A 26105-nucleotide genomic window follows, 5' to 3' on the forward strand; every position below is an offset into this window, starting at 1 on the left:
TTTTTGGCGATTGTGTCTACCCCGTCCCGATCCAGCTGCCAGCGGCAGCGGGCTGACCCGCTGCCGCTTTGTTACGGCTGCATCACGGCGCCGGGTTTGGCTGATCCTGGTGCACCGCTTCGATGGCTGCCAGCAGCTCATCGCTCAAGTTCAGATCGGCGCTGGCGAGGTTGCTTTCCAGTTGTTCAAGGCTGGTCGCACCGATGATATTGCTGGTCACGAACGGCTGGCGGGTGACGAACGCCAGGGCCATCTGGGCCGGGTCCAGGCCATGCTCGCGGGCTATCTGCACGTAACGGCTGCAGGCGGCCACGGTCTGCGGGTTGGAGTAGCGGGCAAAGCGGTTGAACAGCGTCAACCGCGCGCCTTCAGGTCTGGCGCCGTTTTCATACTTGCCGGCAAGCATGCCGAATGCCAGCGGCGAGTAGGCCAGCAGCCCGCATTGCTCGCGGATCGCCACTTCGGCCAGGCCGATCTCGAAGCTGCGGTTGAGCAGGTTGTAGGGGTTCTGGATCGATACTGCCCGCGGCCAACCGCGGCTCTCGGCCAGCTGCAAGAACTTCATCGTGCCCCATGGCGTTTCATTGGACAGGCCAATGTGACGGATCTTGCCGGCACGAACCTGCTCGTCGAGCACCTCGAGGGTTTCTTCCAGTGGCGTGAAGTGGTCCTGCGGCAGATGCTGGTAGCCGAGCTTGCCGAAGAAGTTGGTGCTGCGCTCTGGCCAGTGCAGCTGATACAGGTCGATGTGATCGGTCTGCAGGCGCTCAAGGCTTGCGTCCAGCGCGGCGACGATGTGCTGGCGGTTGTGCTTGAGCTGGCCGTCGCGGATGTGGCTGATGCCGTTGCCCGGGCCGGCAACCTTGCTCGCCAGAGTCCATTGGTCGCGATCGCCGTTGGCCTTGAACCAGTTACCGATGATTCGTTCGGTGGCGGCGTAGGTCTCCGGGCGCGGCGGGACCGGGTACATCTCTGCGGTATCGATGAAGTTGATCCCGCCGGCCTTGGCCCGGGCGATCTGGGCAAACGCCTGGTCCTGATCGTTCTGCTCGCCCCAGGTCATGGTGCCCAGGCACAGGGCGCTGACGTTGAGGTCGGTACGGCCGAGCTTGCGGTATTCCATCTGGAAGCTTCTCTCTGGCGAAAAAGACCATAAAAGCAGGTTGAATTTTTTTCTGCAATCTGGATAATCCTGCCCCTCTCCGTTTTGCGGAAGTGATGCACTGCATTACGAGAGAAACCCGCCGGATATTGGACGTGCCCGACCCGAGCCCCCAATAGCGTCCGTATTCGGCTGCGTGCTTGCTTGTCAAGTTGCGCACTATCCAGTAAGATTCGCCGTCTATTTTTTATTGCTTGGGCGGCCTCTGAGGCTTTAGAGATAATGAAAACTTTTACTGCTAAACCAGAAACAGTTACGCGCGACTGGTTCGTCGTCGACGCCGCTGGTCAGACCCTGGGTCGTCTGGCTACCGAAATCGCTCTTCGTCTGCGTGGCAAGCACAAAGCTGAATACACCCCTCACGTTGACACCGGCGACTACATCGTCGTAATCAACGCCGAGCAGGTACGTGTCACTGGTGCTAAAACTACTGACAAAATGTACTACTCCCACTCCGGCTTCCCAGGTGGCATCAAGGAAATCAGCTTCGACAAGCTGATCGCCAAGGCCCCTGAGCGTATCATCGAGACCGCGGTCAAGGGCATGCTGCCTAAGAACCCGCTGGGTCGCGACATGTACCGCAAGCTGAAAGTGTACGCGGGCGCTGTTCACCCACACACTGCTCAGCAGCCTCAAGAACTGAAGATCTAACGGGATAGTTCATTATGTCGGCGACTCAAAATTACGGCACTGGCCGTCGCAAGACCGCAACCGCTCGCGTTTTCCTGCGTCCAGGTACCGGTAACATCTCCATCAACAACCGTCCTCTGGACACTTTCTTCGGTCGCGAAACCGCTCGCATGGTTGTTCGTCAACCCCTCGAGCTGACCGAGAACGTTGCCAAGTTCGACATCTACGTCACCGTTTCCGGTGGTGGTGTCAGCGGTCAAGCCGGTGCGATCCGTCATGGTATCACCCGCGCTCTGATGGCCTACGACGAAGCCCTGCGCCCTGCTCTGCGTCGCGCTGGCTACGTAACCCGCGATGCTCGTGAAGTCGAGCGTAAGAAAGTGGGTCTGCGTAAAGCACGTAAGCGTCCTCAGTACTCCAAGCGTTAATTTCGCTTCGGCAGTCGAAAGAAGCCCGGTTCCTTGGAACCGGGCTTTTTTTTTGCCTTGAACTAACCTGTCAGCATGTCCGTGGCAAGTCGCCTTATAGACGCAGATCAAGCAAAGCGTGGGTTGTAGCCCGGCCGGGGCTAATCACCTTGTCAGTGTGTGGATTTGTTTCTTACCATGGCGACCAAAATTTAGTGCCACAGACATTCACACAATACAGGCCTGGTTCAACAGGCCAGAGCAGCTGATGGGAGAGGACTGAATGAGTAATGACGGCGTCAACGCAGGCCGGCGCCGCTTCCTCGTAGCCGCCACGTCCGTGGTGGGTGCAGCGGGGGCTGTGGGGGCTGCGGTACCGTTCGTGGGGTCATGGTTTCCCAGTGCCAAGGCGAAAGCCGCCGGTGCACCGGTGAAGGTCAATATTGCCAAGATTGAACCCGGCCAGCAGATGGTTGCTGAGTGGCGCGGGCAGCCAGTATTCATCGTGCGACGCACAGAAGAGATCCTCGGCAATCTCAAGAAAATCGTCGGCGAGCTCGCTGATCCGGAATCGCAGGCCTCGGTGCAGCCGACTTACGTCGACCCAGAGGTGCGCTCGATCAAGCCGGAAATCCTCCTGCTGGTTGGCCTATGCACCCACCTGGGCTGCTCGCCGACCTTCCGTCCTGAAGTGGCGCCGGTCGATCTGGGGCCCAAGTGGGTCGGTGGCTATTTCTGCCCCTGCCACGGCTCTCATTACGACCTCGCTGGCCGCGTCTACAAGTCTCAGCCGGCACCTCTCAACCTGCCAGTGCCTCCGCACTCATACGAGACGGACGACATCATCGTCATCGGCGTCGATCAGGAGAACGCATGATGAGCAAGTTCATGGACTGGATCGATGCGCGCTTCCCCGCGACCAAGATGTGGGAAGAGCATCTGAGCAAATACTACGCGCCGAAGAACTTCAACTTCCTGTACTTCTTTGGCTCGCTGGCGTTGCTGGTGCTGGTCAACCAGATTGTTACCGGCGTCTGGCTGACCATGAGTTTCACCCCTTCGGCCGAAGAGGCGTTCGCCTCGGTCGAGTACATCATGCGCGATGTCGAGTACGGCTGGATCCTGCGCTATCTGCACTCCACCGGCGCCTCGGCGTTCTTCATCGTGGTCTACCTGCACATGTTCCGCGGGCTGCTCTACGGCTCTTATCAGAAGCCGCGTGAGCTGGTCTGGCTGTTCGGCATGCTGATCTATCTGGCGCTGATGGCTGAAGCGTTCATGGGCTATCTGCTGCCTTGGGGCCAGATGTCGTATTGGGGTGCGCAGGTAATCATCTCGCTGTTCGGCGCCATCCCGGTGATCGGCGATGACCTGACCCAGTGGATTCGCGGCGACTACCTGATCTCGGGGATCACCCTGAACCGCTTCTTCGCCTTGCATGTGGTGGCCTTGCCGATCGTCATCCTCGGCCTGGTGGTGCTGCATATCCTGGCGCTGCACGAAGTCGGCTCGAACAACCCTGACGGCGTCGACATCAAGAAGCACAAGGACGAAAACGGCATCCCCCTCGACGGTATCCCGTTCCACCCGTACTACACCGTCAAGGATATCGTCGGCGTGGTGGTGTTCCTCTTCGTGTTCTGTTCGGTGGTGTTCTTCTTCCCGGAAATGGGCGGCTACTTCCTCGAAAAACCAAACTTCGAGCAAGCCAACGCCTTCAAGACACCCGAGCACATTGCTCCGGTGTGGTACTTCACACCGTTCTACGCGATCCTGCGCGCGGTGCCCGACAAACTGTTCGGCGTGATCGCCATGGGCGCCGCCATTGCCGTGTTGTTCGTGTTGCCCTGGCTTGATCGCAGCCCGGTACGTTCCATGCGCTACAAGGGCTGGCTGAGCAAGATCTGGCTGCTGGTGTTCTGCGTCAGCTTCGTGATTCTCGGTGTGCTGGGTGTGTTGGCGCCTACGCCGGGGCGGACCCTGCTGTCGCAGGTCTGTACCGTGCTGTATTTCGCCTACTTCCTGCTGATGCCGTTCTACACAAGGCTGGAGAAGACCAAAGCGGTTCCGGAAAGGGTGACTGGCTGATGAAAAAGCTTATTGCAGTACTGTTCCTGGCAGTGATGCCTGCCTTGTCCTTTGCCGCGGAACACGGCCTGGAGCTGGACAAGGTCGATATCGACCTGAGTGACAAAGCCGCCATGCAGGATGGTGCGCGGACCTTTGCCAACTATTGCATGGGCTGCCATAGCGCGAAGTTCCAGCGCTATGAGCGGGTCGCTGATGACCTGGGTATCCCCCATGAGCTGATGCTGGAAAACCTGGTGTTCACCGGTGCCAAGATCGGCGACCACATGCAGATCGGCATGCAGCCGGCTGATGCCAAGACCTGGTTCGGTGCTGCGCCGCCAGACCTGACCCTGGTTGCGCGGGTGCGTGGTACCGATTGGCTGTACTCGTACCTGCGTAGCTTCTATGAGGACAAGTCGCGGCCATACGGGGTCAACAACAAGGTCTTCCCCAACGTTGGCATGCCTAACGTGCTGGTTGGCCTGCAGGGTAATCAGGTGATTGGCTGCAAGCAGGTGCAGAGCGTCGTTGACGGCAAGAAGCAATATGACCCGTTGACGGGCAGCCCATTGACCCATGAAGCATGTGATCAGCTGACCATCGAGCCGAAATCCGGTACCCTGACGCCCGAGCAGTTCGACGAGAAGGTCAAGAACCTGGTGACCTTCCTGGCCTATTCGGCCAACCCGGTCAAACTGGAGAGCCAGCGCATCGGTACCTATGTGTTGCTGTACCTGGCTTTCTTCTTCGTGTTCGCCTATTTGCTCAAGCGCGAATACTGGAAGGACGTGCACTGATCACGCAGTAATTTCTGGTTAGTTGAACGCGCCCTGAGGCGCCCCGTGCAACTGCATTGGGCCCCTCAGGGCGCGTTTGCATTTGTGTTTTACAAGCATCCCCACGAGGAGGCGCTGCATGGGCGTAACCAACAGGTTAGCCTGCTATTCCGATCCCGCTGATCATTACTCGCACCGGGTCCGCCTGGTGCTCGCCGAAAAGGGCGTCAGCGTGCAGATCATCGACGTCGATCCTGGGCGTGTGCCACCCAAGCTGGTTGAAGTGAATCCTTACGCCAGTGTGCCAACCCTGGTTGATCGCGATCTGGCGCTGTATGAGTCGACCGTGGTCATGGAATACCTCGATGAGCGCTATCCGCACCCGCCACTGCTGCCGGTGTATCCGGTCGCACGCGGCAACAGCCGCCTGCTGGTGCACCGCATCCAGCGCGACTGGTGCTCGCTGGCCGACGTGCTGCTCGACAAGCGCAGCACCGAGGCTGCGCAGGCAAAGGCGCGCAAGGAACTGCGCGAGAGCCTGACCGGGGTTGCGCCATTGTTTGCCGAGATGGCCTGCTTCATGAGTGATGAGCAAAGCCTGGTCGATTGTTGTCTACTGCCCATACTCTGGCGTTTGCCGGTGATGGGTATCGAACTGCCGCGGCAAGCCAAGCCGCTGCTTGATTATATGGAGCGACAGTTCGCCCGCGAGCCATTCCAGGCGAGCCTGTCTGCTGCTGAACGTGAAATGCGCAAGCTTTAAGGAGCCGTTGATGAACTCCAGTCGCCCCTATCTGGTTAGAGCACTGTACGAGTGGATCGTCGACAACGATTGCACGCCCCATATGCTGGTCAATGCCGAGTTTCCGGCCGTCCAGGTGCCCCAGGGCTTCGCCAGTGATGGTCAGATTGTCCTGAACGTGTCGCCCAGTGCGGTGCGCAGCCTGCACATGGATAACGACGCAGTGAGCTTTGAAGGCCGCTTCGGCGGCGTCGCGCATTCGTTGTTCGTGCCCACTGGTGCGATCCTGGGCATCTACGCCCGCGAGAACGGTCAGGGCATGGTGTTCGAGCTTGAGCCTTCGCTGCTGGATGATGAAGAGCTTGAGGATGAAGTTGACGAGCCGGATAACGACGGCCCGCCCGAAGGTGGTGGCCAGCCGCCGCGTCCTAGCGGACGACCGAGTCTGAAGGTGGTCAAGTAACAAAAAAGGCGATCCGAGAGGATCGCCTTTTTTGTAAGCGTTGGATCAGCAATTACAGGTCGGTAATGGTACGAACCTGATCCTTGTTGATGCGCGTGCGCTTGCCGTCCAGCTGTTCGAATTCATAAAAGCCAGAAGCGCGATCGAAGTGGGGCTGGTCCAATGCCTGCAGCTCACGGCCATCATTCAGGGTGATGATGCTCGGGCTGGAGCAGCCAGCCAGGGATGCGCAGGCGCCGATCAGCAGCGCGGGCAGCAGAAACTTGGTCATGGAGTATTTCCTGGATCGGGTGAGGAGGGCGGGAGGACGCAGCCCTCCCGCCGGGTGCGACTTAGTCGATGTATTCGAACAGTTTGACGATTTTCTGCACGCCGGAAACGCTTTGCACCACGCTGGTCGCGGCGTTGGCTTCGCCCTGGGTAACCAGGCCGAGCAGGTAGACGATACCGTTTTCGGTGATGACCTTGATGCGCGAGCCAGGCACATTGGCGTCGCCAAGCATCTGCGCCTTGATCTTGGTGGTCAGCCAGGCGTCGTTGTTGCGCGCCAGAATCGAAGACGGCTGCATCACCTGGATTTCGTTATGCACCTTCTTGACCCGCTGCACCTGGCCGGCGGTCTGCTCGGCGAGGCTTTTGAGGTCAGCACGCGGGGTTTGCCCGGCCAGCAGGACAACGCCGTTATAGCTGCTGACAACGATGTGCGAGCCTTTGTCCAGGTCAGGGTTGGCCTTGGCGATGTTGACCGAGACCTTGGTTTCGATCAGTGAATCGTCAATCTTGCTGCCGATGGTGCGGGTGCCGCGATCGTCCTCGATAGGATTGTCGCGGGTAGAGGTCAATACCGAACTGCAGCCGGAGAGGCTCAGGCACAGAGTCAGGGCCATCAGGCCAAAACGCTTGGGGATCATTCTTCACTCCCGAACAGTTGGCTGTCGATCAGATCACACAGGCAGTGGATCGCCAGCAGGTGGACTTCCTGGATGCGCGCAGTCACGTTCGACGGTACGCGAATCTCGACATCTTCGGGCAGCAGCAGCGAGGCCATGCCACCGCCGTCGCGCCCGGTCATTGCTACGACAATCATTTCACGATCATGTGCGGCCTGGATCGCTTGAATCACGTTCGCCGAGTTACCGCTGGTAGAGATCGCCAGCAGCACGTCGCCGGGCTGGCCGAGGGCGCGGATCTGCTTGGAGAACACTTCGTTGTAGCTGTAATCGTTGGCAATCGAGGTGATCGTCGAGCTGTCGGTGGTCAGCGCGATCGCCGGCAAGCTCGGGCGCTCACGCTCGAAACGGTTGAGCAACTCGGACGAGAAATGCTGAGCATCGCCGGCTGAGCCGCCGTTGCCGCAGGCGAGCATCTTGCCCTCATTGAGCATGGCATTGACCATGACCAGGCTGGCCTGCTCGATATGCGGCGCCAACATGTCCATTGCCTGTTGCTTGGTGTCGATGCTGGCCTGAAACAGCCGGCGAATTCGGGATTGCATGTCCATCTGGTGTGACCTTAAGAGGGGCGGTGGCCCGCGCGACGCGCAACAGGGACCAGCCCGCGAAACATAGAGCAAAAAATTCGCAGTGGGTTCAGCATTCGAAGGCGTTTTTCAGCCATTGCAGCGGTTGCCCTGCATGGCCGCTGCCTTGTAGAGCGATGACATCGAAGCGGCAGGGGTGATTGGCCCAGCGGAACTCCTTGTGCAGAAACATGCTGGCGGCCAGCGCCAGGCGTTGCTGCTTGCGCCCATCGATACTGCCGAGGGCGCCGCCGAAGTCTGCGTGCAGCCGATAGCGGACTTCGACGAATACTACTGTATCGGCGTCGAGCATGACCAGATCAAGCTCGCCTCCCTTGCATCGCCAATTGCGCGCCAGCAACTGCAGACCTTGCCCCAAAAGATACTCCAGGGCGTAGTCCTCAGCATCCTGGCCGGCGCGACCAGGCGATGCCGCCTGCATCAGCGCGGCGTGTCCGGCAGGCGTTTGACCTGGCCGCCGGCGAACTCTGCCCATGGCAGTTGACGCTCGATGCGCTGGCTCGGGTTCATGCTCAAGCTGCCGGACAGGCCCTGTACGCGGTTGTCAGGCAGTGCCTTCAGTTGGCCCAGACGCGGTGCCAGGCTATACGCATCAACGCCCATCGCATAAAGCCGGCCGAGGCTGCCAGCGGCTTGTGGCCACTGCTGCACGACTTGTTGGCGCAGGCTGTTGCTGCTGTCGAGCAGCCACGGCGTTTCGCAGAAGCGGATGCCGGTCATGTCGTTGTACTGGTTGACGTCACCGCTGGCGCTGTACAGGTTGGAGGTGGCGTAGACCGGCACATCCCCTGCGTACTGGAAGTTCAGCGTCGGCTTGATCTGTTGCGCCTGCTGCGGGGTGGCAGCGAGGAAGATGAAGTCGATGTCCTGGCGGCGTGACGGTTGTGCGGCAATGTTGCCACCGACCGTGCTTTGCAGGCTCTTGGCACGGCCTTCACTCTGGCGCAGCTGGAACAGCTCGGCGATTTGCTGGGCGAGGGCGACCGGCTGGGCGATACGCTCGGCAGCCAGCAGGGTGCCGCCGTTGCTTTCCCAGTCCTTGCGGAAGGCGGCCAGCACGCGGTCGCCCCATTCGCCGCTCGGCACCAGCGCAACAGCGCGGACCAGGCCGTCGGCGCGTGCACGGCGCGACACTTCGCGGGCTTCGTCTTCTGCGGCAAGGCCAAACTGGAACAGTTGCGGCGGTGCGCTCTGGCCGGCTTCGGCGTAGTTCAGGGCCAGGGTCGGCAGTGGCAACTGCGGGTAGGCGGCGAGCTTTTTCACCAGCGGTTTTTCCAGCGGGCCGACTACCAGTTGCACGCCATCGGCCTGAGCCTGGCGGTAGAAATCGTCCAGCGAGCTGATCCGCGAGCTGTCATAGACCTGGATCGCAGGTGCCTGTTGGCCTGCCTGCTGGGCCTGGAAGTGCGCGGCCATGAAACCATCACGCAAGGCGCGGGCGACGCCGGCCAGCGAGCCTTCCTGAGGCAGCAGCAGGGCGATCTTGGTCAGGGGCTGGCTGGCCAGTTCCTTGAGTTTGGTCAGCGCGGTCGGCAGTTGCTTGGCTGCGGGGTGCTCTGGATGCTGGTTGCGCCAGGCGTCGATCGCAGCCTGTTGCTGCTCCAGCGTGCCGGCGCTTTTTACCGCCAGGGCCAGGCTGGTCCAGCCGGCCAGGGTGTCGTTGCCAGTCGATTGCAGCTGCTCGGCAGGCAAGGCAGCGACCAGTGCCCAGGTCGCGTCGTTGTTGGCGCTGGCCGCCTGGCCGCTGAGCAGAGGCGCCAGTTGCACCCGCTGCTGCGCTGCGGCCAAGGTCTGGCCATCGGCTTCGAGGGCGGCGGCATGCACGCTGTAGGTGCGCACTTGCAGCTCAGCCGGCATCTCGCCCAGACGCTGCAGGCTAGGGTGGGCGAGGGCGGTCAGGGCAGCTTTGGGCTGGTTGCGGCTCATGGCCAGCTCAGCGCTCAAGGTGCTGGCGAACACCTGCTGAGCAGGCTTGAGCGGGTCCAGTGGTACCTGTTCGAGAATCCGCGCTGCGCGTGGATAGTCCTTTTGCTTGTAGGCCAGGTCGGCAGCGCTCAGGCGCAGCAGGGCTGCGTCCTCGGGCGACTTGCTGGTGGCTGCCTGCTCGAGCAGTTGCTCGATACTGGCGTCCGGGGTGCGCGGGAGTTCGCCCAGGCTGGATGAGGGCGAGCTTGCGCAAGCTGCCAGCAAGGCAGCGAGGCAGAGGGCTGTGAGCAGCCGCAGACAAGCGATCATGTAAAAGTCCTGTTACTCGATCTGGTTGGCCGACGATTGTACCCAACCACTGGCCGGGGCGCGATGTCGCTGACGTGCAACCTTCACTATAGGTGGCTTGAAGCGGGCCGCCGGTGAAGATGTTTGCGCCCTGTTACCGGTGCTCGGGCTACAATGGCGCCTTTGATCCGAAAGACAGGTGCGCGCAGTGACAGATGTAGCAGGGGCTTCGAAATCCACCACAGGCACGCTGTACGTGGTGGCCACGCCGATCGGCAACCTCGATGACATGAGTGCCCGCGCGCTCAAGGTGCTGGCGGATGTAGCCTTGATCGCCGCCGAAGACACCCGCCACTCAATGCGCCTGATGCAGCACTTCGGTATCAACACGCCGCTGGCTGCCTGCCATGAGCACAATGAGCGTGACGAGGGCGGGCGTTTTCTGACTCGCTTGCTGGCGGGCGACGATATTGCGCTGGTCTCTGACGCTGGCACGCCGCTGATTTCCGACCCGGGTTATCACCTGGTGCGCCAGGCTCGCGCTGCCGGCGTGAAAGTGGTGCCGGTGCCCGGCGCCTGCGCGCTGATTGCTGCGTTGTCGGCCGCTGGCCTGCCGTCTGACCGGTTTATCTTCGAAGGCTTTCTGCCTGCCAAGACTGCTGGGCGGCGTGCCCGCCTGGAACAGGTCAAGGAAGAGCCGCGCACGCTGATCTTCTATGAGGCCCCGCACCGCATTCTGGAATGCCTCGATGACATGCAGGCGGTGTTCGGTGCGGATCGCCCGGCGCTGCTTGGGCGTGAGCTGACCAAGGCGTTCGAAACACTCAAGGGCCTGCCGCTGGGCGAGTTGCACGCGTTTGTTGCCGCCGACAGTAATCAGCAGCGCGGCGAATGCGTGGTGTTGGTGGGGGGCTGGAGTGCGCCCGAAGACGAGCAGGCGATCAGCACCGAGGCGCAGCGCGTTCTGGACTTGCTGTTGGCGGAATTGCCACTCAAGCGCGCAGCGGCGCTGGCAGCGGAAATTACCGGGGTGCGCAAGAACCTGCTGTATCAGGCGGCCCTGGAAAAGCAGAAAGCCAATTGAGCATTAGCGACATCCTGTTGCTCTAAAGCTTGTTCTTGAGCGCGCCTGACGTTACCCTTGTCGGCGGAGAGTCGATTGGACAGTCGCTGCCTTCTTTTGTTCCGCAAAAGAGGGGGGAGGAAAGTCCGGGCTCCATAGGGCAGAGTGCCAGGTAACCCCTGGGAGGCGTGAGCCTACGGAAAGTGCCACAGAAAATAACCGCCTAAGCACTTCGGTGCCGGTAAGGGTGAAAAGGTGCGGTAAGAGCGCACCGCGCGACTGGCAACAGTTCGTGGCTAGGTAAACCCCACTCGGAGCAAGACCAAATAGGGTTCCATTAGGCGTGGCCCGCGTCGGAACCGGGTAGGTTGCTAGAGGCGTCCAGTGATGGCCGTCGTAGAGGAATGACTGTCCTCGACAAAACCCGGCTTATAGATCGACTCTCCACCTCTCCCTCCCTGCTGTAATCGACAGCAGAAGCACCTTGGTAATACCGAAAAAATCTTACTCTTAATAAATCACTTTAACTTCGGTCGCTATCTGACTGAGTTCGCACATTTTTTGCCCGCCATTTTTCCTTCTTTTTATCTTCCTTCATCTCTTTGTTGAGCTAAATCTCCGCCGTGTAAGGGATTTCCCTACGAGCGCGCCTTGACGGTGTACCGGGCGGATTCCTATAGTGTGCGCAAGTGGCAGAAAGTGGGTTGAAGTGGGTTTTCTGGCCTAAAAACGATAACATTGTGGGGAATCGCAGCCGTGTTCCGCGGAGCCAATGCCGTCAGCCTTGATGCAAAGGGCAGACTCGCCATGCCGAGTCGGTACCGTGACGAGTTGGATTCGCGTTGCCAGAGCCAGTTGATCGTGACCATCGATGCAGTCGATCGCTGCTTATGTGTATATCCCCTCGATGAGTGGGAACAGATAGAAGCCAAGTTGCGTGCCTTGCCGTCGTTGCGTGAGGAAAACCGCCGCCTGCAGCGCTTGCTGATCGGTAATGCGGTAGACCTGGAGCTCGATGGCAGTGGCCGTTTTCTGGTACCGCCGCGCCTGCGTGAGTACGCCAATCTGGACAAGAAGGCGATGTTGGTGGGGCAGCTGAACAAATTTCAGCTGTGGGATGAGGATGCCTGGAACGCGGTTTCGGCAGACGATCTTGCAGCTATTCAACAACCGGGCGCTTTGCCTGACGAATTGCGTGACCTGATCCTGTGACCATAGATAGCGGCTTCAACCACATCACCGTGCTGCTCGACGAAGCTGTCGAGGCACTGGCCCTGCGCGCCGATGGCTGCTACCTCGATGGTACCTTCGGCCGCGGTGGCCACAGCCGCCTGATCCTCAGCAAGCTGGGGCCGCAGGGGCGGCTACTCGGGTTCGACAAAGACCCACAAGCGATTGCCACGGGGCAAGCGCTGGCGGCCGAAGACGGCCGCTTCGTCATTGTGCAGCGCAGCTTTGCCGAGCTGGGCGAAGAGGTATCCGAGCGCGGCCTGGCCGGCAAGGTCAGCGGCGTGCTGCTGGACCTAGGTGTGTCTTCACCGCAGCTTGATGACCCCGAGCGCGGCTTCAGCTTCCTCAACGACGGCCCGCTGGACATGCGCATGAACCCTGCGCAAGGCATGAGCGCCGCCGAGTTCATCGCCACCGCCCCGGCTGAAGAGATCGCCCGCGTATTCAAGCAGTACGGTGAAGAGCGCTTCTCCGGGCGTATGGCCCGGGCCGTGGTCGAGCGCCGCGAAAAGCAGCCGTTCACCCGCACGGCCGACCTGGCTGAAGTGCTCAAGGTCGCCAACCCGGCCTGGGAAAAGGGCAAGAACCCCGCGACCCGCGCCTTCCAGGGCCTGCGCATCCACGTCAACAACGAGCTTGGTGACCTGGAGGCGGGCCTTGAGGCTGCGCTGGAGTCACTGGAGATCGGTGGCCGCCTGGTGGTGATCAGCTTCCACTCGCTGGAAGACCGCATCGTCAAACTGTTCATGCGCAAGCTGGTCAAGGGCGAGGCGGACAACCTGCCGCGCAACCTGCCCGTGCAGCACACCGTCTTCGAGCCAAAAGTGCGCTTGATCGGCAAGGCGCAGTTCGCCTCCGAGGCCGAGCTCAAGGCCAACCCCCGCTCACGCAGCGCAGTCATGCGCGTTGCGGAGAAGCTCCGTTGAGCAAGCTCTTCGCCAAGCCATTGCCCGGCGGCAGCTCGCTGATGCTGCTGCTGTTTATCGCTGTGCTGGTTTCAGCGGTGGCGGTGTCCTACAGCGCGCACTGGAACCGGCAATTGCTCAACACCTTGTTTGGCGAACTGAACGAGCGTGACAAGGCGCAGGCAGAATGGGGCCGGCTGATCCTTGAGCAGAGCACCTGGACTGCCCACAGCCGCATCGAAAGCCTGGCCAGCGAACAGCTGAAAATGCGTGTTCCGGCCGCCGACGAAGTGCGGATGGTGGCGCCATGATGAAACTCGAAGGCGCACTCTACCCTTGGCGCTTCCGCGTCGTGATCGGCCTGCTGGCGCTGATGGTCGGTGCCATCTGCTGGCGCATCATCGACCTGCAGGTCGTCGACCGTGCCTTCCTCAAGGGCCAGGGCGACGCGCGCAGCCTGCGCCACATTCAAATTCCGGCACACCGCGGGCTGATCACTGACCGTAACGGCGAGCCATTGGCGGTCAGTACGCCAGTCACCACGCTGTGGGCCAACCCAAAGGAAATGCAGCCGTACAAGGAGCGCTGGGCGCAACTGGCGGCTGTGCTTGGGCAAAATCCGCAACAACTGACCGAGCGCCTCACCCAGCAGGCCAACAAAGAATTCATCTATCTGGTGCGCGGGCTTACCCCTGAGCAAGGCCAGCAGGTGCTCGACCTGAAAGTGCCGGGTGTGTACGGCCTCGAAGAGTTCCGCCGCTTCTACCCGGCCGGTGATGTCACCGCGCACATGGTTGGCTTTACCGACCTTGACGACCACGGTCGCGAAGGGGTCGAGCTGGCCTATGACGAATGGCTCGCCGGAGTGCCTGGCAAGCGCCAGGTGATCAAGGACCGGCGTGGCCGCTTGATCAAAGACATTCAGGTCACCAAAAACGCCAAGGCCGGTTCGACTTTGGCGTTGTCGATCGACCTGCGCTTGCAGTATCTGGCTACGCGCGAACTGCGCAACGCCATTGCCGAGCAGGAAGCCAAGGCCGGCAGCCTGGTGATCATGGACGTCAAGACCGGCGAAGTGCTGGCCATGGTCAACCAGCCTACCTACAACCCGAACAACCGCCGCAGCATGGTCCCGGCTGCGATGCGCAACCGGGCCATCATCGATGTGTTCGAGCCGGGCTCGACGGTCAAGCCGCTGTCGATGAGCGCTGCATTGCAGAGCGGCCGCTGGAAACCGACCGACAAAGTCGAAGTGTATCCGGGCAGCCTGCAGATCGGTCGCTACACGATCAAGGACGTTTCGCGCAGCGAGGGCCCGGTGCTCGACCTGACCGGCATCCTGATCAACTCCAGTAACGTCGGCATGAGCAAGATCGCCTTCGACATCGGCGGCGAAGCCATCTACCGGGTGATGTCGCAGCTGGGTCTGGGTCAGTACACCGGCCTGGGCTTCCCTGGCGAGCGCGTCGGCAACCTGCCTAACCACCGCGAATGGCGCAAGGCCGAGACGGCGACCCTGTCCTATGGCTACGGCCTGTCCGTGACCGCATTGCAGCTGGTACACGCCTACGCCGCACTGGCCAACGACGGCAAGATGGTGCCGTTGAGCATCGTCAAGGTCGACAAGACCCCTGACTTCACCCAAGTGGTGCCCAAGGAAACCGCCGAGACCATCCAGGGCATGCTCCAGCAGGTGATCGAAGCCCCGCGCGGTGTCTACCGCGCGCAGGTGCCGTTCTATCACGTCGGTGGCAAGTCCGGTACGGCGCGTAAGGCCACCGTCGGCTCCAAGGGCTACACCGAAAACGCCTACCGCTCGCTGTTCGCTGGCTTCGGCCCGATGAGCGATCCGCGTTACGCCATCGTCGTGGTCATCGATGAGCCGAGCAAAGGCGGCTACTTCGGTGGCCTGGTCTCGGCACCGGTATTCAGCAAAGTCATGTCCGGGACCCTGCGGTTGATGAACGTACCACCAGATAACCTGCCACCGCCTGCACCCGTTGCGCCTGCCGTACCGGCGCAAGTGAATGCCGCCGTAGCCAAAGGAGGGCGTGGTTGATGACGATGCCATTGAGCAAGCTGTTTGCCCATGCCAGCCGCGATCCGATGATCCGCGAGTTGACCCTGGACAGCCGGGCCGTGCGCCCGGGCGATCTGTTCCTGGCCGTGCCAGGTGCGCTGGTCGATGGTCGTGACCATATCGCCGACGCCTTGCAGCGCGGCGCGGCTGCCGTCGCTTATGAAGAGCAGGGCGCCACCGTGCTGCCGCTGACCGACGTTGCACTGATTCCGGTCAAGGGCCTGATCGCGCAGCTGTCGGAGATTGCCGGGCGTTTCTACGGTGAACCGAGCCGTCAGCTCAACCTGATCGGCGTCACCGGCACCAATGGCAAGACCAGCGTGACCCAGTTGCTGGCGCAGGCGCTGGACGCCCTCGGCCAACGCTGCGGCCTGATCGGCACGCTGGGCACCGGTTTCTCCGGCGCGCTGCAGAGCGGCCGCTTGACCACGCCTGACCCGATTGCAGTACAGGCAACCCTGTACGACCTGAAAAAAGCCGGCGCCAAAGCCGTGGCCATGGAAGTGTCGTCGCATGCCCTGGAACAGGGCCGCGTTGCCGCCCTGGCCTTCGACATCGCCGTGATGACCAACCTGTCCCGTGATCACCTCGATTACCACGGCAGCATGCAGGCGTATGAAGCGGCCAAGGCCAAGCTATTTGCCTGGCCGAACCTGCGTAGCCAGGTGGTCAATCTGGATGATGAGTTCGGTCGGCGCCTGGCCGAGGACTTTGCTCGCAAGCCAATCGCCGATCACGTCGAGACTCGCTTGCTCAGCTACAGCCTGGAAAATCCAGAAGCTTCGCTGTACTGCCGCGAAGCCAAATTCGACGACGACGGCGTGCGTGCGGTGCTGGTTACGGCACAGGGTGAAAGCATACTGCGCAGCCAGCTGCTCGGTCGCTTCAACCTGAGCAACGTGCTCGCCGCGATTGCCGCGCTGATGTCGCTGGATTATTCGCTGGACGAAATTCTCAAGGTCGTGCCAACCCTGCAAGGGCCGGTCGGCCGTATGCAGCGCTTGGGCGGCGGTAACAAACCGCTGGTGGTGGTCGACTACGCGCACACCCCGGATGCCCTTGAAAAAGTACTCGAAGCCCTGCGTCCACACGCCCACGGCAAACTGCTGTGCCTGTTTGGTTGCGGCGGTGACCGTGACCGCGGCAAGCGCCCGTTGATGGCTGAAGTCGCCGAGCGGCTGGCTGACCGCGTGTTGGTCACTGACGACAATCCACGCACTGAAGAGCCTGCGGCCATCTTCGACGATATTCGCCCGGGCTTTGCCAAACCGTCAGAAGTCAGCTTCGTCGCTGGCCGCGGCGCCGCGATCGCGCAGTTGATCGCCTCTGCTGCGGCCGACGACGTGATCGTGCTGGCCGGTAAAGGCCACGAGGACTATCAGGAAATTCACGGTGAGCGCCATGCGTTCTCCGATCTGGTTGAAGCCGAGAAAGCCCTGGCAACCTGGGGGAGCCCACATGCTTAAGCCCTTGAGCCTGAGCCAACTGACCGCAGCGCTGCAGGCGCGCCTGGTTGGCAGCGATGTCAGCTTCGATGGCGTCAGCATCGACAGCCGCAGCGTCGGCGCCGGCCAACTGTTCGTTGCCCTTACCGGCCCGCGCTTCGATGGCCATGATTACCTGGCTGATGTACAGGCCAAGGGCGCCGTCGCGGCGCTGGTCGAACGTGAGGTCGAAGGCGTCGATCTACCGCAACTGGTTGTCGCTGATTGCCGTGTGGCGCTGGGTCAACTGGGCGCGCTCAACCGTGCCGGGTTCGACAAGCCAGTAGCAGCCATCACCGGCTCCAGCGGCAAGACCACTGTGAAAGAGATGCTTGCCTGCATCCTGCGCACCCGTGGCCCGGTGCTGGCGACCCGCGGCAATCTCAACAATGATCTGGGTGCACCGCTGACCCTGCTGGAAATCGCCAGTGAGCACAGCGCGGCAGTCATCGAACTGGGTGCGTCGCGCCTTGGCGAGATTCGTTACACCGTTGGCCTGACCCAGCCTCAGGTGGTCATCCTCAACAACGCCGGCACCGCCCACGTTGGCGAGTTTGGCGGCCCGGAAAAAATCGTCGAGGCCAAGGGCGAGATCCTTGAAGGCCTGGGCGAGGGTGGCACTGCGGTGCTCAACCTGGACGACAAGGCGTTTGCCATCTGGCACAAACGTGCTGGCGACAAACGCGTGCTGAGCTTCGCCCTGAACAACCCGCAGGCGGATTTTTACGCCAGCGATATCGGTCGCGATGCCCGTGGCTGCCCGGCGTTCACCTTGCATAGTGCCGCCGGTTCGGTGGCGGTGCAGTTGAATCTGCTCGGCACCCACAACGTCAGCAACGCCCTGGCTGCAGCGGCTGCTGCCCATGCCCTGGGCGTGAGCTTGCCCGGTATTGCCGCTGGCCTGAACGCGGTGCAGCCAGTCAAGGGCCGTACGGTCGCGCAGATCACTGCCAACGGCGTGCGCGTGATCGACGACAGTTACAACGCAAATCCCACCTCGATGTGTGCGGCCATTGATATACTCGCCGGCTTTTCCGGGCGCACCGTTCTGGTGCTCGGGGATATCGGCGAACTGGGTCAATGGGCGCAGGAAGGCCACCAGCTGGTGGGCGACTACGCACGCGGCAAGGTCGATGCCTTGTACGCGGTAGGTAGCAACATGACTCATGCGGTCCGGGCGTTTGGCGCCGAAGGCCGACATTTCGCAACTCAGGCTGAGCTGATCGACGCTGTTAGCAGCGAAACCGCCAGCGACACCACAATCTTGATCAAGGGCTCGCGCAGCGCTGCGATGGAAAACGTCGTGGCTGCACTGTGCGGTGTCAGCGGGGAGAAACATTAATGCTTTTGCTGTTGGCTGAGTATCTACAGCAGTTCCATAAAGGCTTTGCGGTCTTCCAGTACCTGTCCCTGCGCGGGATTCTGGGTGTTCTGACTGCTTTGTCGCTGTCGCTGTGGCTGGGCCCCTGGATGATTCGCACCCTGCAGATCCGTCAGATCGGCCAGGCAGTGCGCAACGATGGTCCGCAATCGCACCTGTCCAAGTCGGGTACACCGACCATGGGCGGCGCGTTGATCCTGTCTGCAATCACCATCAGTACCTTGCTTTGGGCTGACCTGAGCAACCGCTACGTGTGGGTCGTGATGATCGTCACCCTGTTGTTCGGCGCGATTGGCTGGGTCGACGACTACCGTAAGGTCATCGAGAAAAATTCGCGTGGCCTGCCAAGCCGCTGGAAGTACTTCTGGCAATCGGTGTTCGGCCTGGGCGCGGCGGTGTTCCTCTTCATGACCGCGCCGACCAGCGTCGAAACCACCTTGATCGTACCGTTTGCCAAGGACGTCACCATCGCCCTGGGCATCGGTTTCGTGGTGCTGACCTATTTCGTCATCGTCGGCTCGAGCAACGCGGTAAACCTGACTGACGGCCTCGACGGCCTGGCGATCATGCCAACGGTCATGGTCGGCGGCGCGCTGGGGATCTTCTGCTACCTGTCGGGTAACGTGAAGTTCGCCGAGTACCTGTTGATCCCTTATGTGCCAGGCGCTGGCGAGCTGATCGTGTTCTGCGGCGCGTTGATCGGTGCCGGCCTGGGCTTTCTCTGGTTCAACACCTATCCGGCTCAGGTGTTCATGGGCGACGTCGGCGCACTGGCGCTGGGCGCTGCCCTGGGCACCATCGCCGTCATCGTTCGGCAGGAAATCGTCCTGTTCATCATGGGCGGTGTGTTTGTCATGGAAACCCTGTCGGTGGTGATCCAGGTCGCCTCCTTCAAGCTGACCGGCAAGCGGGTGTTTCGTATGGCGCCGATTCACCACCACTTTGAACTCAAGGGTTGGCCCGAGCCACGGGTGATTGTCCGTTTCTGGATCATCACCGTGATTCTCGTGCTGGTCGGCCTTGCCACCCTGAAGCTGAGGTAGATGAGCGTGTCATTGATCGCTTCCGACCAATTCCGCATCGTTGTCGGCCTCGGCAAGAGCGGCATGTCCCTGGTTCGCTTCCTGGCGAGCCGGGGCATTGCCTTTGCGGTCGCCGACACGCGCGAGCAACCGCCGGAACTGGACACCTTGCGCCGGGACTACCCGCAGGTGGAAGTACGCTGTGGTGAACTGGATGTCGACTTCCTCTGCCGCGCCAACGAGCTGTACGTCAGCCCGGGCCTGGCGCTGGCGACGCCTGCCTTGCAGGCTGCTGCCGCGCGCGGAGTAAAGTTGTCTGGTGACATCGAGCTGTTTGCCCGTAACGCCAAGGCGCCGATCATCGCGATCAGCGGCTCCAATGCGAAAAGCACGGTGACAACGCTGGTGGGCGAGATGGCGGCCAAGGCCGGCAAGCGTGTGGCGGTTGGCGGCAATCTCGGAACGCCGGCGCTGGACCTGCTCGACGACAGCATCGAGCTGTACGTGATGGAGCTGTCCAGCTTCCAGCTGGAAACCACTGACCAGCTCAACGCCGAAGTGGCGACCGTGCTCAATATCAGCGAAGACCACATGGACCGCTACAGCGGCCTGCCGGCCTATCACCTGGCCAAGCACCGGATCTTCCGCGGTGCCCATCAGGTTGTGGTCAACCGTCAGGACGCGCTGAGCCGGCCACTGCCGGTTGAAGGCCGGCCATGCTTCAGCTTTGGTTTGAATACGCCGGACTTCAAGGCTTTTGGCCTGCGCGAAGTCGATGGCGAAAAATACCTGGCCTTCGAATTCCAGAACCTGCTGCCGGTGCGCGAGCTGAAGATCCGTGGCGCGCATAACCAGAGCAATGCGCTGGCCGCATTGGCCCTGGGGCATGCCGCGGGCCTGCCGTTCGAGCCGATGCTTGCAGCGCTGCGCGAATTCGCCGGCCTGGCGCACCGCTGCCAATGGGTGCGCGAGCACAACGCTGTCAGCTGGTACGACGACTCCAAGGCGACCAACGTCGGGGCGGCCCTGGCCGCCATCGAAGGGCTGGGCGCCGACATCGACGGCAAGCTGGTGCTGATCGCCGGCGGCGACGGCAAAGGCGCTGACTTTGCCGCCTTGCGCGAACCCGTCGCACGCTACTGCCGTGCAGTAGTGTTGCTGGGTCGTGACGCCCAGCGTCTGGGTCAGGCCTTGGCCGAGCAAGTACCGCAGATTTACGTCAACACCCTTGATGAAGCTGTGCTGCAGTGCGCTGCGCTGGCGCAGCCCGGCGATGCCGTGCTGCTCTCGCCAGCCTGTGCCAGCCTCGACATGTTCAAGAACTTCGAGCAACGCGGGCAGCTGTTCGCGCAAGCGGTGGAGGGCCTGGCATGATCTTCGGCTTCCTCAAACCGTATCCGTCGCCACTGATCAGTGGCCGTGGCATCGACCTCGATTTCGCTTTCCTTGCCGGCTGCCTGGCATTGCTCGGCCTGGGCCTGGTGATGATCACCTCGGCCTCGTCGGAAGTGGCTGCGGCCCAGTCGGGCAACCCGCTCTATCACATGTACCGCCACCTGGTGTACGTGGCCATCGGCCTGGCCGCCGGCGGCGTGACCATGCTGGTGCCGATCGCCACCTGGCAGCGCATGGGTTTCATGATGCTGATCGGCGCCTTTGGCTTGCTGGTGTTGGTACTGGTACCCGGTATTGGCCGTGAGGTGAACGGTTCGATGCGCTGGATTGGTTTCAGCTTCTTTAACGTGCAGCCGTCGGAGATCGCCAAGGTCTTCGTGGTGATCTATCTGGCTGGCTACCTGGTACGCCGTCAGCAGGAAGTGCGTGAAAGCTGGATGGGCTTCTTCAAGCCGTTCATCGTGCTGTTGCCGATGGCCGGGCTGCTGCTGATGGAGCCGGACTTCGGCGCCACTGTAGTGATGATGGGCGCGGCTGCCGCGATGCTGTTCCTAGGCGGGGTAGGGTTGTTCCGCTTCTCGCTGATGGTGGTGCTGGCGGTGGTGGCCGTGTTCGTCCTGGTGCAGGCCCAGCCATATCGGATGGCGCGGCTCATCACCTTTACCGACCCGTGGTCCGATCAGTTCGGTTCCGGCTACCAGTTGACCCAGGCGCTGATCGCCTTTGGTCGCGGTGAGTGGTTGGGGGTCGGCCTGGGCAACAGCGTACAGAAGCAGTTCTACCTGCCCGAAGCGCATACCGACTTTGTGTTCTCGGTACTGGCCGAAGAGCTCGGCGTGGTCGGCACCCTGTGCACCGTGGCGCTATTCGTGTTCGTAACCGTACGTGCCTTGTACATCGGCCTGTGGGCCGAAAAGGCCAAGCAGTACTTCGCTGCTTATATGGCGTTCGGCCTGGCATTCCTGTGGATTGGTCAGTTCCTGATCAACATCGGCGTGAACGTCGGCCTGCTGCCGACCAAGGGCCTGACCCTGCCGTTTCTCAGTTACGGCGGCAGCTCGCTGGTGATTTGTTGCGCCTGCGTCGGCTTGTTACTGCGCATCGAGTGGGAGAGTCGCACCCACCTGGGCAGCGAAGAGCATGAATTCAACGAAAGCGATTTTGCCGAGGAGACCAGCAATCATGGCCGCTGACGGTAAAAACGTACTGATCATGGCCGGCGGCACCGGTGGCCACGTGTTCCCGGCGCTGGCCTGCGCCCGCGAATTCCAGGCGCGCGGCTATAGCGTGCACTGGCTGGGTACCCCGCGCGGCATCGAAAACGAGCTGGTGCCACAAGCGGGTCTGCCGCTGCACCAGATTCAGGTCAGCGGCCTGCGTGGCAAGAGCAAGCTGTCGCTGCTCAAGGCGCCGTTCACCCTGATCAAGGCCGTACTGCAGGCGCGCAAGATCATCGCCCAGCTCAAGCCAGTGTGCGTGATCGGCTTTGGTGGCTATGTCACCGGCCCCGGCGGCGTCGCTGCCAAGCTGTGCGGCGTGCCACTGGTGATTCACGAGCAGAACGCCCGCGCCGGCACTGCCAACCGTCTGTTGGTACCACTGGCTGCGCGGGTCTGCGAAGCCTTCCCGGACACCTTCGCCGCCAGCGACAAGCGCCGTACCACGGGTAACCCGGTACGTCCGGAGCTGTTCCTCGAGGCCCAGCGCGCCCCACTCGGCGAGCGCCGGGCACGGCTGTTGGTGCTGGGCGGCAGCCTGGGTGCGGAACCATTGAACAAATTGCTGCCTAAGGCCCTGTCGGAAGTAGCCCCTGAGCTGCGTCCGGAAGTGTTCCACCAGGCTGGCAAACAACATGCGCCGATCACCGCCGAGCGTTATCGCGAGGCTGGCATCGAGGCGCAGGTCGAGCCGTTCATCAAGGACATGGCCCATGTCTACGGCTGGGCCGATCTGGTCGTGTGTCGGGCCGGTGCCTTGACCGTCAGCGAACTCGCGGCGGCAGGCCTGCCCTCGATGCTGGTGCCATTGCCGCACGCCATCGACGACCACCAGACCCACAATGCCCATTATCTGGCCCGGGAAGGCGCTGCCTTCCTGCTGCCACAAGCGACAACTGGCGCAGCGCAACTCGCTGACCGCCTGAACGAGGTGCTGATGCAACCCGAGAAACTCAACACCATGGCCGGCACCGCACGGCGCCTGGCCAAGCCTGCTGCAACCAGCACCGTAGTCGATATCTGCCTGGAGGTGGCCCATGGTTGAAGCGCAGAAAGCCATGCCGCAACCAAAGATGGGCCGTATTCGCCGTATCCACTTCGTCGGTATCGGCGGTGTGGGCATGTGCGGCATTGCCGAAGTCCTGCTCAACCTGGGCTATGAAGTGTCTGGCTCCGACCTAAAAGAGTCGCCGGTCACCCAACGCCTGCAGTCGTTCGGCGCACAGATCTTTGTCGGCCACCGTGCCGAGAACGCTGCCAATGCCGATGTGCTGGTGGTGTCCAGTGCGATCAACCCGGCCAACCCGGAAGTCGCCACGGCGCTGGAGCGTCGCATCCCGGTAGTACCGCGTGCGGAGATGCTCTCCGAGCTGATGCGCTATCGCCACGGCATTGCCGTGGCCGGTACCCATGGCAAGACCACCACCACCAGCTTGCTGGCCTCGGTGTTCGCCGCCGGTGGGCTGGATCCGACCTTCGTCATCGGTGGTCGTCTGACCGCAGCGGGCACCAATGCCCAGCTCGGCGCCAGCCGTTACCTGATTGCCGAAGCAGATGAAAGCGATGCCAGCTTCCTGCACCTGCAACCGATGGTTGCCGTGGTCACCAATATCGATGCCGACCACATGGCCACCTATGAAGGCGACTTCAACAAACTGAAGAAGACCTTTGTCGAGTTTCTGCACAACCTGCCGTTCTACGGGCTGGCAGTGATGTGCCTGGATGACCCGGTGGTGCGCGAGATCCTGCCGCTGGTGAAGCGTCCGACCGTGACCTACGGCTTCAGCGATGAGGCGGACATCCGCGCCATCAATGTGCGCCAGCAGGGCATGCAGACCCATTTCACCGTGCTGCGTCGCGACTGCGAGCCGCTCGATGTGTCGGTCAACATGCCTGGCAACCACAACGTCCTCAACGCGCTGGCGACCATTGCCATCGCCACTGACGAAGGCATCAGCGATGCCGCCATCGTTCAGGGACTGTCGGGCTTCCAGGGGGTCGGTCGACGCTTCCAGGTGTATGGCGAACTGCCGGTCGAAGGCGGCGACGTGATGCTGGTCGACGACTACGGTCACCACCCAACCGAAGTGGCTGCCGTGATCAAGGCCGTGCGCGGCGGCTGGCCGAGCCGGCGCCTGGTGATGGTCTATCAGCCGCACCGCTATAGCCGCACCCGTGACCTGTATGACGACTTCGTTCAGGTCCTGGCCGACGCCAACGTGCTGCTGTTGATGGAAGTCTACCCAGCCGGTGAGGAGCCGATCCCGGGCGCCGACAGCCGTCAGCTGTGCCACAGCATCCGCCAGCGTGGTCAGCTCGACCCGATCTACATCGAGCGCGGCGTCGAGCTGGCGCCGTTGGTCAAGCCCCTGCTGCGTGCCGGCGACATCCTGCTGTGCCAGGGCGCCGGTGACATTGGTGGCCTCGCCCCACAACTGATGAAGAGCCCGCTGTTTGCCGGTGCCGTCGCCAAACAGGAGAAGCCACAATGACCGCTACTTACGCCCAACTGCACTCGACGCTCGACGTCACCGCCTTTGGCCGCGTGGCGGTGCTGTACGGTGGCAAGAGCGCCGAGCGCGAAGTCTCGCTCAAGTCTGGTGAGGCGGTAATCGGCGCGCTGCAAAGCGCCGGTGTCGACGTCGTGGCCATCGATGTGGGTGATGATCTGCTCGAGCGTCTGCAGCGCGAGAAGATTGATCGCGCCTTCATCATCCTGCACGGCCGTGGCGGTGAAGACGGCAGCATGCAGGGCCTGCTCGAGTGCCTGGGCATTCCCTACACCGGCAGCGGCATCCTTGCCTCGGCGCTGGCCATGGACAAGTTGCGCACCAAGCAGGTGTGGCAGAGCCTGGGTATTCCAACCCCGCGTCATGCGGTATTGGCGACTGAACAGGACTGTATTGCAGCCGGTACGGAACTGGGCTTCCCATTGATCGTCAAACCGGCCCATGAAGGCTCAAGTATCGGCATGGCCAAGGTGAACAGCACGCAAGAGCTGGTCGCCGCCTGGCAAGACGCCGCCAAGTACGACTCGCAAGTCCTGGTCGAGCAATGGATCCACGGCCCGGAGTTCACCATCGCCGTATTGCGTGGCCAGGTGCTGCCGCCGATCGCCCTCGGTACGCCGCATGTGTTCTACGACTACGACGCCAAATACATCGCCAATGACACCCAGTACCGCATTCCGTGCGGGCTGGACAGTGTCAAGGAACAAGAACTGATCGATCTGACCGCGCGCGCCTGTGATGCCATCGGCATCGAAGGCTGGGGCCGGCTGGATGTAATGCAGGACGAGCAGGGCCGCTTCTGGCTGCTCGAAGTAAACACCGCGCCAGGCATGACTGATCATAGCCTGGTGCCCATGGCGGCCCGCGCGGCCGGCCTGGACTTCCAGCAGTTGGTGCTGGCGATCCTGGCTGCCAGCGTCGAGACGCGAGGTTAATCAGCATGCAAGGCGCGATGCTTCGTCAGCAGCCTCCTGCACCCGGCCGTAACAAGCCGGTGCCGCGCGGTGCCAGCCGAATGGTGGCCCAGGAGCCGATGTCTGCGCGCCTGCCCAAGGCCAACTTCAGCGTGCTCAAGCGCTTGCTGTGGCCGGTGCTGCTGGTGGCTGCGGGCTTTGCTGCCTACGAAGGCGCTGTGCGGTTGATGCCTTACGCTGACCGGCCGATCACCAAGATCGCCGTGCAGGGTGACCTCAGCTACATCAGCCAGCAGGCGGTGCAGCAACGTATCGCACCGTTTGTAGCGGCCAGCTTCTTCAGTGTCGACCTGGGCGCGATGCGCGCCGAGCTTGAACAGATGCCGTGGATAGCCCACGCCGAAGTGCGCCGGGTCTGGCCGGACGAAGTGGTCATTCGCCTGGAAGAACAACTGCCCGTGGCGCGCTGGGGGGATCAGGCGTTGCTCAACAACCAGGGCGAAGCGTTCACCCCCCGCGAGCTGGCCAACTACGAGCACCTGCCGCAGCTGTTCGGCCCGCAGCGCGCTCAGCAACAAGTCATGCAGCAGTATCAGGTGTTGAGCCAGATGCTGCGCCCGATGGGCTTCTCGATTGCGCGGCTGGAGCTGCGTGAACGTGGCAGCTGGTTCCTGACCACCGGTGCCGGCAGTGCCGGCCCAGGTATCGAACTGCTGCTCGGGCGCGACCATCTGGTCGAAAAGATGCGCCGTTTCATTGCCATATACGACAAGACACTCAAAGAGCAGATCACCAATATCGCCCGCATTGATCTGCGCTACGCCAACGGCCTGGCTGTTGGCTGGCGGGAACCGATTGCACCGACGACGGCCCAACCCGCCGTTGCGAAGAATTAGAGAG

General features: G+C 61.9%; 27 protein-coding genes and 1 other RNA gene. 22 read left to right on the forward strand and 6 right to left on the reverse strand.

Annotation, left to right across the window (positions count from 1 at the left end):
- Positions 1–82 precede the first annotated feature (82 nt).
- Positions 83–1123, reverse strand: a complete 1041-nt coding sequence (locus tag M2396_RS15980; protein WP_101322012.1) for an NADP(H)-dependent aldo-keto reductase — start codon at positions 1121–1123, stop codon at positions 83–85.
- A 261-nt stretch (positions 1124–1384) separates the two neighbouring features.
- Between M2396_RS15980 and rplM the strand changes: the two genes are divergently transcribed.
- The 7 genes from rplM to M2396_RS16015 all read left to right on the forward strand — a co-directional run bounded on the left by rplM (position 1385) and on the right by M2396_RS16015 (position 6250).
- A complete protein-coding gene (rplM, locus tag M2396_RS15985; RefSeq protein ID WP_101322011.1) occupies positions 1385–1813 on the forward strand; it encodes a 50S ribosomal protein L13 in 429 nt (142 codons plus the stop codon).
- 14 nt (positions 1814–1827) lie between these two features.
- Positions 1828–2220: a 30S ribosomal protein S9 gene (gene rpsI, locus M2396_RS15990; protein ID WP_101322010.1), complete on the forward strand. Its 393-nt coding sequence runs from the start codon at positions 1828–1830 to the stop codon at positions 2218–2220.
- Positions 2221–2482: 262 nt separating this feature from the next.
- A complete protein-coding gene (gene petA, locus M2396_RS15995; protein WP_101322009.1) occupies positions 2483–3076 on the forward strand; it encodes a ubiquinol-cytochrome c reductase iron-sulfur subunit in 594 nt (197 codons plus the stop codon).
- On the forward strand, positions 3076–4287 hold the full coding sequence (locus M2396_RS16000) for a cytochrome bc complex cytochrome b subunit (RefSeq protein WP_101322008.1): 1212 nt from the start codon (positions 3076–3078) through the stop codon (positions 4285–4287). Before petA ends, M2396_RS16000 begins: the two co-directional genes overlap by 1 nt.
- Positions 4287–5066, forward strand: a complete 780-nt coding sequence (locus M2396_RS16005; protein ID WP_101322007.1) for a cytochrome c1 — start codon at positions 4287–4289, stop codon at positions 5064–5066. Before M2396_RS16000 ends, M2396_RS16005 begins: the two co-directional genes overlap by 1 nt.
- A gap of 118 nt (positions 5067–5184) precedes the next feature.
- Positions 5185–5808 (forward strand): glutathione S-transferase N-terminal domain-containing protein, encoded by a 624-nt coding sequence (locus M2396_RS16010; protein ID WP_101322006.1) that lies wholly within the window; start codon positions 5185–5187, stop codon positions 5806–5808.
- 10 nt (positions 5809–5818) lie between these two features.
- On the forward strand, positions 5819–6250 hold the full coding sequence (locus M2396_RS16015; RefSeq protein ID WP_101322005.1) for a ClpXP protease specificity-enhancing factor: 432 nt from the start codon (positions 5819–5821) through the stop codon (positions 6248–6250).
- A 52-nt stretch (positions 6251–6302) separates the two neighbouring features.
- Here the strand turns inward: M2396_RS16015 and M2396_RS16020 are convergent, their stop codons facing one another.
- From M2396_RS16020 to M2396_RS16040, 5 genes are all read right to left on the reverse strand, one after another.
- A complete protein-coding gene (locus M2396_RS16020; protein ID WP_101322004.1) occupies positions 6303–6521 on the reverse strand; it encodes a YgdI/YgdR family lipoprotein in 219 nt (72 codons plus the stop codon).
- Between the two features lie 61 nt (positions 6522–6582).
- A complete protein-coding gene (locus M2396_RS16025; protein ID WP_101322003.1) occupies positions 6583–7161 on the reverse strand; it encodes a BON domain-containing protein in 579 nt (192 codons plus the stop codon).
- Entirely contained in the window at positions 7158–7751 is a 594-nt protein-coding gene (locus M2396_RS16030; protein WP_101322002.1) for a phosphoheptose isomerase, read from the reverse strand. The genes M2396_RS16025 and M2396_RS16030 overlap by 4 nt, the downstream gene beginning before the upstream one ends.
- Before the next feature lie 88 nt (positions 7752–7839).
- Positions 7840–8211 (reverse strand): YraN family protein, encoded by a 372-nt coding sequence (locus M2396_RS16035; protein WP_181088866.1) that lies wholly within the window; start codon positions 8209–8211, stop codon positions 7840–7842.
- Complete coding sequence (locus M2396_RS16040) at positions 8211–10025, reverse strand: penicillin-binding protein activator (protein ID WP_259075944.1); 1815 nt, start codon at positions 10023–10025, stop codon at positions 8211–8213. The genes M2396_RS16035 and M2396_RS16040 overlap by 1 nt, the downstream gene beginning before the upstream one ends.
- A gap of 187 nt (positions 10026–10212) precedes the next feature.
- On the opposite strand from M2396_RS16040, the gene rsmI reads away from it, so the two are divergent.
- From rsmI to M2396_RS16115, 15 genes are all read left to right on the forward strand, one after another.
- Positions 10213–11088, forward strand: a complete 876-nt coding sequence (gene rsmI / locus M2396_RS16045) for a 16S rRNA (cytidine(1402)-2'-O)-methyltransferase (RefSeq protein WP_259075946.1) — start codon at positions 10213–10215, stop codon at positions 11086–11088.
- A 67-nt stretch (positions 11089–11155) separates the two neighbouring features.
- An RNA gene (gene rnpB / locus M2396_RS16050) (RNase P RNA component class A) lies at positions 11156–11515 on the forward strand.
- 308 nt (positions 11516–11823) lie between these two features.
- Entirely contained in the window at positions 11824–12279 is a 456-nt protein-coding gene (mraZ, locus tag M2396_RS16055) for a division/cell wall cluster transcriptional repressor MraZ (protein ID WP_101321998.1), read from the forward strand.
- Positions 12276–13223 (forward strand): 16S rRNA (cytosine(1402)-N(4))-methyltransferase RsmH, encoded by a 948-nt coding sequence (rsmH, locus tag M2396_RS16060; RefSeq protein ID WP_409035104.1) that lies wholly within the window; start codon positions 12276–12278, stop codon positions 13221–13223. The genes mraZ and rsmH overlap by 4 nt, the downstream gene beginning before the upstream one ends.
- Positions 13220–13513 (forward strand): cell division protein FtsL, encoded by a 294-nt coding sequence (gene ftsL, locus M2396_RS16065; RefSeq protein ID WP_101321996.1) that lies wholly within the window; start codon positions 13220–13222, stop codon positions 13511–13513. The genes rsmH and ftsL overlap by 4 nt, the downstream gene beginning before the upstream one ends.
- On the forward strand, positions 13513–15261 hold the full coding sequence (locus M2396_RS16070) for a penicillin-binding protein 2 (protein WP_181003854.1): 1749 nt from the start codon (positions 13513–13515) through the stop codon (positions 15259–15261). Before ftsL ends, M2396_RS16070 begins: the two co-directional genes overlap by 1 nt.
- Positions 15261–16748 carry a UDP-N-acetylmuramoyl-L-alanyl-D-glutamate--2,6-diaminopimelate ligase gene (locus M2396_RS16075; protein WP_181088864.1) on the forward strand — a complete coding sequence of 496 codons (1488 nt, stop codon included), beginning with the start codon at positions 15261–15263 and terminating at the stop codon, positions 16746–16748. The genes M2396_RS16070 and M2396_RS16075 overlap by 1 nt, the downstream gene beginning before the upstream one ends.
- A complete protein-coding gene (gene murF / locus M2396_RS16080; protein ID WP_101321993.1) occupies positions 16741–18108 on the forward strand; it encodes a UDP-N-acetylmuramoyl-tripeptide--D-alanyl-D-alanine ligase in 1368 nt (455 codons plus the stop codon). Before M2396_RS16075 ends, murF begins: the two co-directional genes overlap by 8 nt.
- The gene (mraY, locus tag M2396_RS16085) at positions 18108–19190 is read left to right on the forward strand and encodes a phospho-N-acetylmuramoyl-pentapeptide-transferase (RefSeq protein ID WP_101321992.1); all 1083 of its coding nucleotides are present in this window, start codon (positions 18108–18110) and stop codon (positions 19188–19190) included. Before murF ends, mraY begins: the two co-directional genes overlap by 1 nt.
- Before the next feature lie 6 nt (positions 19191–19196).
- On the forward strand, positions 19197–20543 hold the full coding sequence (murD, locus tag M2396_RS16090) for a UDP-N-acetylmuramoyl-L-alanine--D-glutamate ligase (RefSeq protein ID WP_150570708.1): 1347 nt from the start codon (positions 19197–19199) through the stop codon (positions 20541–20543).
- Complete coding sequence (gene ftsW, locus M2396_RS16095) at positions 20540–21757, forward strand: putative lipid II flippase FtsW (protein WP_409035105.1); 1218 nt, start codon at positions 20540–20542, stop codon at positions 21755–21757. The genes murD and ftsW overlap by 4 nt, the downstream gene beginning before the upstream one ends.
- Positions 21747–22826, forward strand: a complete 1080-nt coding sequence (gene murG, locus M2396_RS16100) for an undecaprenyldiphospho-muramoylpentapeptide beta-N-acetylglucosaminyltransferase (RefSeq protein WP_259075950.1) — start codon at positions 21747–21749, stop codon at positions 22824–22826. Before ftsW ends, murG begins: the two co-directional genes overlap by 11 nt.
- Positions 22819–24273 carry a UDP-N-acetylmuramate--L-alanine ligase gene (gene murC / locus M2396_RS16105; RefSeq protein ID WP_101321989.1) on the forward strand — a complete coding sequence of 485 codons (1455 nt, stop codon included), beginning with the start codon at positions 22819–22821 and terminating at the stop codon, positions 24271–24273. The genes murG and murC overlap by 8 nt, the downstream gene beginning before the upstream one ends.
- The gene (locus tag M2396_RS16110; RefSeq protein WP_150570636.1) at positions 24270–25226 is read left to right on the forward strand and encodes a D-alanine--D-alanine ligase; all 957 of its coding nucleotides are present in this window, start codon (positions 24270–24272) and stop codon (positions 25224–25226) included. The genes murC and M2396_RS16110 overlap by 4 nt, the downstream gene beginning before the upstream one ends.
- Positions 25227–25231: 5 nt before the next feature.
- Entirely contained in the window at positions 25232–26101 is an 870-nt protein-coding gene (locus M2396_RS16115; protein ID WP_101321987.1) for a cell division protein FtsQ/DivIB, read from the forward strand.
- The last annotated feature ends 4 nt before the right edge of the window (positions 26102–26105 follow it).

This window comes from Pseudomonas sp. BIGb0278 (genome assembly GCF_024809895.1).
Taxonomy (GTDB): domain Bacteria; phylum Pseudomonadota; class Gammaproteobacteria; order Pseudomonadales; family Pseudomonadaceae; genus Aquipseudomonas; species Aquipseudomonas shirazensis.

Excerpts from the sequence above, each read along its gene's own strand:
- M2396_RS16040 (WP_259075944.1), bottom strand. The coding sequence starts at position 10,025 with ATGATCGCTTGTCTGCGGCTGCTCACAGCCCTCTGCCTCGCTGCCTTG.
- rpsI (WP_101322010.1), top strand. The coding sequence starts at position 1,828 with ATGTCGGCGACTCAAAATTACGGCACTGGCCGTCGCAAGACCGCAACC.
- M2396_RS16025 (WP_101322003.1), bottom strand. The coding sequence starts at position 7,161 with ATGATCCCCAAGCGTTTTGGCCTGATGGCCCTGACTCTGTGCCTGAGC.
- M2396_RS16000 (WP_101322008.1), top strand. The coding sequence starts at position 3,076 with ATGAGCAAGTTCATGGACTGGATCGATGCGCGCTTCCCCGCGACCAAG.
- M2396_RS16015 (WP_101322005.1), top strand. The coding sequence starts at position 5,819 with ATGAACTCCAGTCGCCCCTATCTGGTTAGAGCACTGTACGAGTGGATC.
- M2396_RS15980 (WP_101322012.1), bottom strand. The coding sequence starts at position 1,123 with ATGGAATACCGCAAGCTCGGCCGTACCGACCTCAACGTCAGCGCCCTG.
- M2396_RS16030 (WP_101322002.1), bottom strand. The coding sequence starts at position 7,751 with ATGGACATGCAATCCCGAATTCGCCGGCTGTTTCAGGCCAGCATCGAC.
- mraY (WP_101321992.1), top strand. The coding sequence starts at position 18,108 with ATGCTTTTGCTGTTGGCTGAGTATCTACAGCAGTTCCATAAAGGCTTT.
- murF (WP_101321993.1), top strand. The coding sequence starts at position 16,741 with ATGCTTAAGCCCTTGAGCCTGAGCCAACTGACCGCAGCGCTGCAGGCG.
- M2396_RS16115 (WP_101321987.1), top strand. The coding sequence starts at position 25,232 with ATGCAAGGCGCGATGCTTCGTCAGCAGCCTCCTGCACCCGGCCGTAAC.
- ftsW (WP_409035105.1), top strand. The coding sequence starts at position 20,540 with ATGATCTTCGGCTTCCTCAAACCGTATCCGTCGCCACTGATCAGTGGC.
- M2396_RS16075 (WP_181088864.1), top strand. The coding sequence starts at position 15,261 with ATGACGATGCCATTGAGCAAGCTGTTTGCCCATGCCAGCCGCGATCCG.
- M2396_RS16110 (WP_150570636.1), top strand. The coding sequence starts at position 24,270 with ATGACCGCTACTTACGCCCAACTGCACTCGACGCTCGACGTCACCGCC.
- petA (WP_101322009.1), top strand. The coding sequence starts at position 2,483 with ATGAGTAATGACGGCGTCAACGCAGGCCGGCGCCGCTTCCTCGTAGCC.
- M2396_RS16070 (WP_181003854.1), top strand. The coding sequence starts at position 13,513 with ATGAAACTCGAAGGCGCACTCTACCCTTGGCGCTTCCGCGTCGTGATC.
- murG (WP_259075950.1), top strand. The coding sequence starts at position 21,747 with ATGGCCGCTGACGGTAAAAACGTACTGATCATGGCCGGCGGCACCGGT.
- M2396_RS16020 (WP_101322004.1), bottom strand. The coding sequence starts at position 6,521 with ATGACCAAGTTTCTGCTGCCCGCGCTGCTGATCGGCGCCTGCGCATCC.
- M2396_RS16005 (WP_101322007.1), top strand. The coding sequence starts at position 4,287 with ATGAAAAAGCTTATTGCAGTACTGTTCCTGGCAGTGATGCCTGCCTTG.
- M2396_RS16010 (WP_101322006.1), top strand. The coding sequence starts at position 5,185 with ATGGGCGTAACCAACAGGTTAGCCTGCTATTCCGATCCCGCTGATCAT.
- M2396_RS16035 (WP_181088866.1), bottom strand. The coding sequence starts at position 8,211 with ATGCAGGCGGCATCGCCTGGTCGCGCCGGCCAGGATGCTGAGGACTAC.
- rplM (WP_101322011.1), top strand. The coding sequence starts at position 1,385 with ATGAAAACTTTTACTGCTAAACCAGAAACAGTTACGCGCGACTGGTTC.
- murC (WP_101321989.1), top strand. The coding sequence starts at position 22,819 with ATGGTTGAAGCGCAGAAAGCCATGCCGCAACCAAAGATGGGCCGTATT.